At 57.3% G+C, this 10,283-nt stretch carries 14 protein-coding genes; 7 read left to right on the forward strand and 7 right to left on the reverse strand.

From position 1 onward, the window contains the following. The first annotated feature begins 40 nt into the window (after positions 1-40). The 3 genes from ACK3EW_RS03245 to ACK3EW_RS03255 all read left to right on the forward strand — a co-directional run bounded on the left by ACK3EW_RS03245 (position 41) and on the right by ACK3EW_RS03255 (position 2,365). Entirely contained in the window at positions 41-1,018 is a 978-nt protein-coding gene (locus ACK3EW_RS03245) for an adenosine deaminase (RefSeq protein ID WP_493809684.1), read from the forward strand. Continuing rightward, positions 1,015-1,647 carry a uracil phosphoribosyltransferase gene (upp, locus tag ACK3EW_RS03250; RefSeq protein WP_493808429.1) on the forward strand — a complete coding sequence of 211 codons (633 nt, stop codon included), beginning with the start codon at positions 1,015-1,017 and terminating at the stop codon, positions 1,645-1,647. The genes ACK3EW_RS03245 and upp overlap by 4 nt, the downstream gene beginning before the upstream one ends. Before the next feature lie 85 nt (positions 1,648-1,732). Continuing rightward, complete coding sequence (locus tag ACK3EW_RS03255; protein WP_493808430.1) at positions 1,733-2,365, forward strand: hypothetical protein; 633 nt, start codon at positions 1,733-1,735, stop codon at positions 2,363-2,365. 11 nt (positions 2,366-2,376) lie between these two features. Here ACK3EW_RS03255 and ACK3EW_RS03260 read toward each other — a convergent pair whose 3' ends face one another. Continuing rightward, the gene (locus ACK3EW_RS03260) at positions 2,377-2,586 is read right to left on the reverse strand and encodes a DUF6471 domain-containing protein (RefSeq protein ID WP_493808431.1); all 210 of its coding nucleotides are present in this window, start codon (positions 2,584-2,586) and stop codon (positions 2,377-2,379) included. A 104-nt stretch (positions 2,587-2,690) separates the two neighbouring features. Here ACK3EW_RS03260 and ACK3EW_RS03265 point away from each other — a divergent pair, with 104 nt between their 5' ends. The 3 genes from ACK3EW_RS03265 to ACK3EW_RS03275 all read left to right on the forward strand — a co-directional run bounded on the left by ACK3EW_RS03265 (position 2,691) and on the right by ACK3EW_RS03275 (position 4,438). Then, entirely contained in the window at positions 2,691-3,653 is a 963-nt protein-coding gene (locus tag ACK3EW_RS03265; protein ID WP_493808432.1) for an IS1595 family transposase, read from the forward strand. A 193-nt stretch (positions 3,654-3,846) separates the two neighbouring features. Beyond that, positions 3,847-4,032 carry a hypothetical protein gene (locus ACK3EW_RS03270; RefSeq protein WP_493808433.1) on the forward strand — a complete coding sequence of 62 codons (186 nt, stop codon included), beginning with the start codon at positions 3,847-3,849 and terminating at the stop codon, positions 4,030-4,032. A 241-nt stretch (positions 4,033-4,273) separates the two neighbouring features. After that, complete coding sequence (locus ACK3EW_RS03275) at positions 4,274-4,438, forward strand: hypothetical protein (protein WP_493808434.1); 165 nt, start codon at positions 4,274-4,276, stop codon at positions 4,436-4,438. Here the strand turns inward: ACK3EW_RS03275 and ACK3EW_RS03280 are convergent. The 3 genes from ACK3EW_RS03280 to ACK3EW_RS03290 form a co-directional block, all read right to left on the reverse strand. After that, the gene (locus tag ACK3EW_RS03280; RefSeq protein ID WP_493808435.1) at positions 4,435-4,701 is read right to left on the reverse strand and encodes a helix-turn-helix domain-containing protein; all 267 of its coding nucleotides are present in this window, start codon (positions 4,699-4,701) and stop codon (positions 4,435-4,437) included. The genes ACK3EW_RS03275 and ACK3EW_RS03280 overlap by 4 nt on opposite strands. Positions 4,702-4,708: 7 nt before the next feature. Continuing rightward, positions 4,709-5,956, reverse strand: coding sequence for an IS256 family transposase (locus ACK3EW_RS03285; RefSeq protein ID WP_493807118.1), 1,248 nt, complete (start codon positions 5,954-5,956; stop codon positions 4,709-4,711). Positions 5,957-6,046: 90 nt separating this feature from the next. Next, complete coding sequence (locus ACK3EW_RS03290; RefSeq protein WP_493808436.1) at positions 6,047-6,211, reverse strand: hypothetical protein; 165 nt, start codon at positions 6,209-6,211, stop codon at positions 6,047-6,049. Positions 6,212-6,337: 126 nt separating this feature from the next. Here ACK3EW_RS03290 and ACK3EW_RS03295 point away from each other — a divergent pair, with 126 nt between their 5' ends. Continuing rightward, positions 6,338-6,961, forward strand: a complete 624-nt coding sequence (locus ACK3EW_RS03295) for a hypothetical protein (protein WP_493808437.1) — start codon at positions 6,338-6,340, stop codon at positions 6,959-6,961. On the opposite strand, the gene ACK3EW_RS03300 is transcribed toward ACK3EW_RS03295, so the two are convergent. The 3 genes from ACK3EW_RS03300 to ACK3EW_RS03310 all read right to left on the reverse strand — a co-directional run bounded on the left by ACK3EW_RS03300 (position 6,962) and on the right by ACK3EW_RS03310 (position 10,180). Beyond that, entirely contained in the window at positions 6,962-7,987 is a 1,026-nt protein-coding gene (locus tag ACK3EW_RS03300) for a hypothetical protein (protein WP_493808438.1), read from the reverse strand. Between the two features lie 132 nt (positions 7,988-8,119). Continuing rightward, entirely contained in the window at positions 8,120-8,455 is a 336-nt protein-coding gene (locus tag ACK3EW_RS03305) for a hypothetical protein (RefSeq protein ID WP_493808439.1), read from the reverse strand. 96 nt (positions 8,456-8,551) lie between these two features. After that, complete coding sequence (locus ACK3EW_RS03310) at positions 8,552-10,180, reverse strand: AMP-binding protein (protein ID WP_493808440.1); 1,629 nt, start codon at positions 10,178-10,180, stop codon at positions 8,552-8,554. Between the last annotated feature and the right edge of the window lie 103 nt (positions 10,181-10,283).

Here is a 10,283-nt window from a genome sequence, read left to right on the forward strand (position 1 = left end):
ACTGAGCCGTCCGATGGACGAAGAACAGCTTGATCGCATCATGCGCCTGCCCAAGGTCGAACTGCACCTGCATCACGAGGGCGCGGCCCCGCCTGCGTTCATCAAAGGGTTGGCCAAGGAAAAATCCGTCAATCTTAACGGCGTGTTCAAACCGGATGGCAGCTATGCCTTCCGCGATTTCGTACATTTCCTGAGCGTGTATGAAGCCGCCACAAGCGTGCTCAAAACGCCCGAGGATTACGCCCGACTGACCAAAGCCGTGCTTGAAGAAAGTGCTGCAAATGACGTGATCTATTCCGAAACCTTCCTGTCACCGGATTTCTGCGGCGGCAGCGATGTGGGCGCGTGGCGCGAATACCTGCACGCTATCAAGGACGCCGCGAATGAGGCGGAACGCGACCACGGCATCATCCTGCGCGGCATCGTCACCTGCATCCGCCACTTTGGCCCGGAAAAGGCCAAGGCCTCGGCGCTGTGTGCGGCAGAAACCGCAGGCGACTGGATCGTCGGTTTCGGCATCGCGGGCGACGAAATGAAGGGCAAACCCAGGGACTTCGCCTACAGCTTTGACATGGCACGTGAAGCCGGATTGCGTCTGACGGCCCATGCGGGGGAATGGGGCGGCGCGCAATCGGTGCGCGATGCGGTGGACGATCTCAAGGTCGAACGCATTGGCCACGGCGTCCACGCGATCAACGATCTGGCACTTGTGGACAAACTTGTGGAGAACGAGATTACCCTCGAAGTTTGCCCAGGTTCCAACGTGAACCTCGAAGTTTACCCAAGCCTCGCCGATCATCCCATTGAAAAGCTGCGCCAACGCGGTGTGAAGGTCACGGTGTCCACCGACGACCCGCCCTTCTTTCACACAACGATGCGCGACGAATATATCAACCTTGCCCGCACCTTCCGCTGGGACGAGGATGTGTTTGCCGAGCTGAACGACACCGCCGCCCGCGCGGCCTTCTGCGACGAGGACACCCGCACCCGTGTCCTGAAACGACTGGAGCGCACATGACCCAACATCTGACCATCGTTGACCACCCACTTGTTCAGCACAAATTGAGCCTGATGCGCGAGAAAGACACTTCCACGAAATCGTTCCGTCAATTGCTGCGCGAAATCAGCCACTTGCTGGCGTATGAGGTGACGCGCAACCTGCCGCTGACCACCAAGAAAATCGAAACCCCGCTCTGCGAGATGGACGCGCCGGTGATCGACGGCAAGAAGCTTGCCCTGATCTCGATCCTGCGCGCCGGCAACGGGTTACTGGACGGTATCCTTGAGCTGATCCCGGCGGCGCGGGTCGGCTTTGTCGGCCTCTACCGCGACGAAGAAACGCTCAAGCCGGTGCAGTATTACTTCAAAGTCCCCACGCAACTTGATGAACGCGTGACGATTGTCGTCGATCCCATGCTTGCCACCGGCAACAGCTCGGCCGCGGCCATCGACCTCGTCAAGGACGCGGGTGCCAAGAACATCATCTTCCTCTGCCTGCTCGCCGCGCCCGAAGGCGTTGCCCGCATGAAAGAGGCGCACCCGGACGTGCCCATCGTCACCGCCTCGCTGGATTCGCACCTCAACGAGCTGGGATATATCGTGCCTGGTCTGGGCGATGCAGGGGATCGGATGTTCGGGACGAAATAGCGGCCTTATGTATCAAACGCACCAAGCTACGGCGGGGTGCGTGAAATGACTCAACGTGGGCTTTTGCCTAGTGTAAGTCGTGTAGATGTTGAAGATTCTATACCAGCTAGTCGCGATTATCTTGTCAGTCATCTGGCCTGTATTTGCATTCGCAAAATGGATTCTTAGCGTGGCTGGCATTGGTACAGTGCAAGATGACCTGCCCCAAACGCTTGAATTGGTTTGGCCGATTGTCGTTTGGATAATCGACATGCCTTGGTGGTTCTTAGCTGTCGCTTCACTCGCGTCGTGGGTTGCTTTGGCTTTACTCTACAAGAACATTTATTCCAAAGAGGTGATCATAAAAAGTGACCATGTTCTTGTAGACCTGAGAGCCGAAAAAGATGTCCGGTTAAAGTTCGAAGGCTATCATCACGCGCTTCTTCAACCCAATTCTGCAACAACCATTCAATTTCCTAAAGCGCTGGATGAGGGAATTTATTATTTATATGTTCTGTGCCGTGAACATGGCTATGTGGTAAGTTTTTCCGATGATTTTCAGATGCTTGACGAAGCGCCGTCTACTTGGGAACACACACCGCACTCAATGACTGAATACAAATTGATTGTAATTGAGCGCAGTGGTGGATGCGATGTTTTTGTTTCAAACTTGTCTGCGCATCTCGCGAAAATCCCATCAAGAGCAGACATGACTGCCATTGCTCTTTCAATGGGTTAGATCGCGGAGCATCAAGACACATCAACCCTGGCAACATCAATCGCATTGAAGCAGTGCAACATAAACGCGGCACTAAACTTGCCGCGTGAAAGCTTGTTCCTAACGTTCGGTTCTTTGTCTCCGATCATCTCCGCAAGTTGTGCGTAGGTGATGCCCTTGCGCTTCAACTCAGCCTTCAAGATGTTCGCTGCTTTGGCTTCCCAGTCGGTTTGGTCCGGCATAATGCCCTCCATATATGATAAAGGCATCATATATGTGATATTTGCCATTGTAAACGGTGCTTGTATGTACTATATATGTGATATACGTAATCACAGAGCACACAATGGCACAGCACTTCCTCCTTTCCGCAGCGTCCCGCACCCTCAGCCTTCGTGCGATCTACAAGGCTGGCGAGGAAGCGGCTTACCAGACGTTCTGCGAAATGCGCTGGCCTGAGACAAATGGCGAAGCGGTTTGCCCGCGTTGCAGCCATGACGAAACGTACAAGATCACCACGCGCCGCAAGTTCAAGTGCAAGGCATGTGCGCACCAGTTTAGCGTTACATCCGGCACCATCTTTGCCAGCCGCAAGATGGACTTTGTGGACCTGCTGGCCGCGATCTGCATCATGGTCAACGCTTCCAAGGGCGTAAGCATGATCCAGCTTTCCCGTGATCTGGACTGCCAATACAAGACAGCCTTCGTGCTCGCCCACAAGCTGCGTGAGGCGATGGCGCAAGAGGTCCAGACAGGCGTTGTGCTTGGCGGTCACGTCGAAGTTGATGGCGCGTATTTTGGTGGTCACGTTCGCCCTGAGAACGCCAAGGCAGACCGTAAGGACCGCCGCTTGAAAGAGAACCGTTCGGACAAGCGCCGCGTCGTTGTCGCCCTACGTGAGCGTCAAGGCCGCGTCCTGCCGTTTGTTACCCTCTCCGAGGGTGAAGGCGTTGCGCTGGTGAACGAGAATGTTGACCGCATGGCTACCCTTTCCGCAGACGAAGCAAGCCATTGGGACTTGCTGCACGCGGGCTGGGATGTCGAGCGCGTGAACCACAGCGAAATCTACAGCGACCACGGCAAGCACACCAATATGGTCGAAAGCTATTTCTCGCGTCTCCGCCGCATGGTCGTGGGTCAGCACCACCACGTCAGCCCGCAGTACCTTCACCAGTACGCGAACCACGCTGCATGGTTGGAAGACAACCGCCGCACCGACAACGGCACTCTGGCACATACGCTGGTCAGCAATGCGATGGGCGCACGGGTCAGCCGGAACTGGAAGGGTTACTGGCAGCGTGCGGCATGACGCGCCGTTCCACAAAAAGTGTTTGCCTTGGCGGCTTTTCAATTATACCCGTTGCGCATGGAACAGGACTACGAACCGAACCGTTTACTGTCCATCAAGACAAAAAACCTACGCTGGTGACACGATGTCGTCAGAATCATTGATTAATTGAGGGAAAGCCTCATATCGTAGATAGAACCTGATGGAGAATACTATGGCGCAGAAAGCTAAAAATGCTGCTGCAAACGGGACTGGGAAGAACCTACCACCAGAAGCCTATGACTATAATGATGATGTCGCAAGCGACACAGTTGCTTTGATTCGCGCAGAGCGCGGCGTCGATGTTTCCAACGAAAAGTGGAAGTTGATCGACTCTCTGGGTCAAGTTGTCCCAGCCTAAGTGGACGTTGGGTCCACCAAATTTGTTTGACATCGTTACTGGATATTACCCGGAGTCTAGGCCTAAGGCTGGGACTCCGGCGCACAGGCCTTGCTTAGTAACGGCGGTCTATCAAGACACTGAATCCGGGGGCTATGCGTGTGAAGTAACTTTCGGCACCAAGTCTCTAAAAACGCACCAGCGCTCTGGACTAGATATTATCATTATCAACTCGGCTGACTTAGATGCGATAGGTCTCCCTATGGCTACCCGCTTCGACCTTGATGCAGATAACAGAGTTGTCATGGAGTGGAAAAAAGATAATTTCATGCCGTGGTCAGGCTATCAGTCTCCAAAAATTGGGGCTTTAACCTTAGAGTATCAAAAGGACTATGCGTGGCTTATGGCAAAACGCGGCGGCATCTAGGCCGCATCGATGTTACCGGTAATCGTCCAGTCTCGCCCATCTAGCCGCACCACACCACGCGCCTTCAGCGCTTGCAGCGTATGGGCAAAGTTGTTCCGGTCATGCCCTATCGCTTCAGCGATCTGGCGGGATGTTCGCGGACCTTTGCGTAGTTCATCAAGTATCGCCTGCCGCAGCTGACCCTTGCGAAACCGTCTGTTGCGTTTCTCAGGCACTGGTAGAGCGTCCAGATCAAGCGAGTTATTGTCAAATCTGGTGCCCAAGCGATCATCATGCGGCGGTTAGCTGCTGGTTTATTGGCTTGATGCCGTTGACGAAATCGACGCCCTGGATGACGTCGGCGAGATGAACGAAGCCGCGCAGCTTGCGCCAGCTTTGCTCAGCGCATTGTCCGAGTTTGAACATCATGTGAAGCATGCCGTCCCGGCTGAGACAGCCTTTGGTGCGCTTGGTCCGGTGCCGGATCGTGGCGAACGCGCTTTCGATCGGGTTTGACGTCCGGATGCTCTGCCAATGCTGGGCTGGGAAGTCGTAGAATGTCAGCAGTTCATCCCGATCCTTGATCAGGCATTCGGTCGCCTTCGGATATTTCGCCTCGAAGGTTTCGATGAACAGATCGAACGCAGCATGGGCATCCTCGCGGGTCTCGGCCTGCCAGATGTCGTGAAGCATCTTCTTAGCCTTGGGCTGGGTGCGCTTGGGGAGGTAATTGAGCACATTGCCCGTTTTATGCATCCAGCAGCGCTGTTGGCGCGTGGTTGGAAGAACCTCTTCCAATGCCGCCCAGAACCCCATGGCCCCGTCACCGGTGGCCAGCTTCGGAGCAGCGAGCCCACGGGCTTTGAGGCCGAGAAGCACCTCGCGCCAGCTTTGCGTGCTTTCCCGGACGCCATCTTCAATGGCCAGAAAGTGCTTCTCGCCACGGGCGTTGACCCCGATCACAACGAGCACGCAGAGCCGATCATCAGTGTCACGGAGCCCGCTGTAGATGCCGTCCGCCCAGATATAGACCCACTCGTCACGGCTCAGATCGGCCTTGCGCCAATCATTGTATTCCGCCGCCCACTGGCCTTTCAAACGTGAAATTGTCTTGGCAGAGAAACCGGTTGCCTCCGGGCCCAAGAGCATCTTCAGAGCCGCGCCCATTTCGCCTGTCGAGATACCCTTGAGATAGAGCCAGGGCAGCGCGGCTTCGATAGTTTTGGCCTTTCGGACGTAGGGCGGCACAAGCGCCGAGCGGAATGTCACGGGCTTGCCGTCCTTCGCCCGTACCTTCGGCACTTTCACCGTGACCGGTCCGATCCCGGTCTGCACCGCGCGCTCTGGATGATATCCGCTGCGAACAACCGCAGCACGGCCTTCTGCTGTCCGGCGTTCAGCAAACGCGGCGAGAAAGGCGTCTCTCTCAGCTTCAACAGCGGCCTGAAGCAATTCCCGGGCTCCTTTTCGCAGAAGGTCTGTCAGCGGGTCCGTGATGGCGTCTCGACCCGCAAAATCGATGATGGTAGCGTCGTCCATGATGGTGGTGCTCCTTTGGATGGTGGCTTGTGTCGCAACAACAAACCAACCAGATGCACCGCCGTCATTCAAACCGCCCAGACACCAGATTCAGCCATAACTCAGATCAAGCCCACGCAGCCTCATGAGGGCTTCGACGTGCTCTAGCCCGTCTGCACCTTCGCGGATGATCTGGGCGCGCAGGTAGTACAGCGAGATATTGATTGTCTCATCGCTGTGCCTGTGCATTTTCAACTGCTTAATCATACCCCGCATGATGATTCACACGGGGCAAAAGATCAGCTATATTGTTGGTGCGTTTGATACATAAGGCCGCGAAATAGCCCTTTACACCCAAACACCTGACAGGCAGTCTTCCCACACATCTGTGGGGACAGACAAATGACTGTGTATCGTATCAAAGCCGCGGCTGCCTTGGCCGCGCTGCTGGTGTCAACCGTATCTGTGTCAGCTCAAGGCTTGCAGGTCATGCCGCCCGCCGAAGTGCCTCCCGACAGCTATGACAGTCGGCAATATGTCGACAGCCGGGGTTGCGTCTATGTGCGCGCAGGGGTCGATGGTGCCGTCAACTGGGTGCCCCGCGTTGGTCGCGACCGTCAGCCGGTCTGTGGTCAGGCCCCCAGCCTTGTGCGCCCTGCGGCACCGATTGTCGTGGCCGAAGCTGCGCCGGTCATTATCACACCGCAGCGTATCGTGCCGATGGTCCCCAACCGCACGGTTCGGGCGCAGAAATACAGCCATCCGCAACCCCGCGTCTACGAAGAGCGGATCGTGCCCAAACATGTCTATGACGCGCAGGGCAACACGCTTCCTGCTGTTCCCAAGGGCTACAAACCTGCTTGGGAAGATGACCGCCTGAACCCGCACCGCGCCCACATGACTCGTCAGGGCCACCGCGCCACCCAGCAAATCTTGAGCAACACGGTGCCACGCGAGCTGCTTACGAAGGATCAGAAGATCAAAGAACCGATCATTGTAGGGCGGGGCAAAGGTCTCGGGCACTGATCACTCGCCGCAGATCCCTTGCAAGCGCAACCAGTCCGCATCGCTTAACACCGGGCGGGGGTCTTTGCCTGTCATGGGATCGGCTTCGATCAGAGGCAGGGTCGATTCCCCGGTGATGTCGACAGAATAAGCGTAGGGCGTGGTGCGCAGTTCCGCCATTTCGAAACCTGCGATGATCACGTCATTGGACAGCTTGGTAGGCGTCCGTGCCAATAGATATTCGCTGTAGCGATCAAGGTCCATATCAACCATCTCGCCGGTGGTCAGCAGACGCAGGCTCGACCAGAGCCCTGTCTCGATCAGCATTTCCTCAAGCGGGTCCTGCGTCAGCGCGCGCAACCGTTCGGTCAGCACATAGCCCGCCGTCACATCCGGCTCTTCCGGATCCTCGATCAGCGACCGGTTCAATAGAATGCGGCCCCCCGGTAGATGTGCAGTCTCGGCCACACCACCCGGCAGCACCACCAAGGCACCGCGCTGCGCCGGACCCAGCACGCGTGAGGCCAGCCGTCGCAGCGGTTCGCGGGCATCGCGGGTCATACAGGCTTGACCGGAAATCCGCGTGATCCGCGCCAGCAGCGCATCCCCGATTTCGACCCGCTTCACCGCTGGCACCACCTGCACCGTGTGCCGCAGCAGCGCGTCGGGCAGCCAAAAGACGATCCCGCCAATCACCGAAGCCGCAATCAGTCCAGTGATCCAAAAGCGCAGCTTGCCAGGTTTTGGGCGCGTCCTGTCGATGGCCGAGCGAATGCGCTCGATCGCCTCGATCATTTGTGCACTGTCTTCTCCGAATTCGAGGGTTTCTCCCGGATCGCCGTCAGGGTGGTAGATCGCTGGCATCTGCCCTTTGTTCGACCGCGCCACGGCTGCGACAGACCAATGCGCCAGCACGTTTTCCCGCAGATCAAGGATCGTCAGTGAGGCATCGCCCAAAGACACGATCACGTCCTTGCGCTGGTCGGCGGGCGTTGCACGCCAGACACCTTCGGCCTCCAGCCGTTGAAATTCCTTCAGCGCGGTCATGCGGGCTGCTCTGCCTCATTGATTAAACGCTAGGGTACACCCGCACAGCCTGTCGCGCAATGCGGCACAGGGGTGGATACTTTTGCACAGCACCTGAGGCGCAGCTGTGCCCGCTTTGCGCAGTGCAGTTTCCTAGCCGTCACAGTTGGCGATCTGGATCACCTGTCCATCCGCGCGGATGATGCTGCTGGCGCAAAGATCGATCGGGCCTTGGTCATCATCGACAAACCCGGTAACGGACACGGTCTCTCCAACCGTAACGGGCACAGTGTTTGGCCCCAGGTACACTTCGATGGACCCTGTTGCATCGGCAAGGGTGAATTCGTCCTCATCGTCGATCCGCTCGACAACGCCCGTGACAGTCACCGAACTGCCTCTGACGATATCGGCCACTGCGGTGGCACCCTCGGCAAAGGCGGGCAAGCTTGCAAACGCGATAACCCCCGAAATCAAAACGCGGCTGAACATGGTCTCTCCTGTTTCACCAACCTTCCGTCATACATCCGAGATGGGACGCGCAGGCGAGATGTTCAACAGAGGCAGCATGAATTGGGATAAGCCCGCCTAAAGCGCCTTGGCACGCTCGCGCAGCTGGAACTTCTGGATCTTCCCGGTCGACGTTTTTGGCAGTTCCTCGAACACCACCTTCTTCGGTGTCTTGAACCCCGCCAGTTTCGTCCGCGCAAAGGCGATCAGCTCTTCCTCGGTGGCACTGTGGTTGCCCTTGAGCTCGACAAAGGCGCAGGGCACTTCGCCCCATTTGTCGTCGGGCTTGGCCACCACAGCACACAACAGCACCGCATCATGGGCCATCAGGCAGCCTTCGACCTCAACGGATGAGATGTTCTCGCCGCCCGAGATGATGATGTCCTTGGCGCGGTCCGCGATCTGGCAGTAATTGTCGGGGTGCATCACCGCGATGTCGCCGGAATGGAAATATCCGCCTTTGAAGGACTCCTCCGTCGCTTTCGGGTTCTTGAGATATCCCTTCATCACCGAATTGCCGCGAATGACGATCTCGCCCTGTGTTTTGCCATCGCGCGGCACCGGGGTGCCTGTGTCGTCCAGCACGTCGATCTTTTCCATCATCGGAAAGGCCACACCCTGCCGTGCTTTGATCGCGGATTGCGCGTCCTGCGCCAACCCGTCCCACGCGTCGCCGTTCCAGACACATTCGGTGACGTGCCCATAGGTTTCGGTCAGCCCGTAGACCTGCATCACGTGGAATCCCAGATCGCCGATTTTGGCAAGCGTCGCCGGGGCAGGGGGTGCGCCTGCGGTGTAGACTTTTACCAAATGGTCAAATTCGCGACGATCCGCAGGGTCCGAATTGACGATCATGTTCAGAACGATGGGCGCACCGCCGAAATGGGTCACACCTTCATCGGCAATTGCATTGTAGATCGCCTTGGCGCTGATGTCGCGACAACAAACAACTGTGCCGCCAAGCATCGGCATCATCCATGTGTGGTTCCAGCCGTTGCAATGGAACAGCGGAACGATGGTCAGGTATTTGGGCCGCAGCGCCATTTCCCAACTGACCGCCGTTCCCATCGTCATCAGATATGCGCCACGGTGGTGATAGACGACGCCCTTGGGACGCCCAGTGGTGCCCGAGGTGTAGTTGAGCGCGAGGCTCTCCCATTCGTCCTCGGGCATCAGCCATTGGAAATCGGGGTCTCCCCCGGCCAATACGTCCTCGTATTCGGGATAGTCGCTCGACGCATTCACGCCTTCATGCGGATCGGCCACTTCGATCACCTTGGGGGCTGGGCCCTCCATCTGCTCAATCGCGTCAGCCAGCACGGGCATGAATTGCGGATCGCACAGAACCACCTTCGCTTCGCCGTGGTCGAGGATGTAGGCAATGGTGTCCACATCCAGTCGCGTGTTGATGGTATTGAGAACAGCACCACAGGCGGGCACGCCAAAATGCGCCTCGGCCTGTGCCGGGATGTTCGGCAGGATCGTCGCCACCACATCGCCGGGTTTGACCCCCATCGCGACCAAAGCCGACGCCAACCGCGTCACGCGCTCGTGGTAGTCGCGGTAGGTTTTTCGGTGCGGGCCGTGCACAACGGCTATGGTGTCGGGAAACACCTCTGCCGCGCGTTGCAAGTGTGACAAGGGCGTCAGCGGCACGTAATTCGCTGTACGCTTTTCCAGACCGGCTTCATCCCGCATCCAACCCATATCGTCCCCTCCCTGCGACATTCTGTACAGGGTGACATAGCGCAGGGATCGAAGTCTGGAAAAGCACAAACTTGCGTGGACCTGTCCAAACTGGCACCTCTGG

Source organism: Marivita sp. NO-S04 (genome assembly GCF_059070475.1).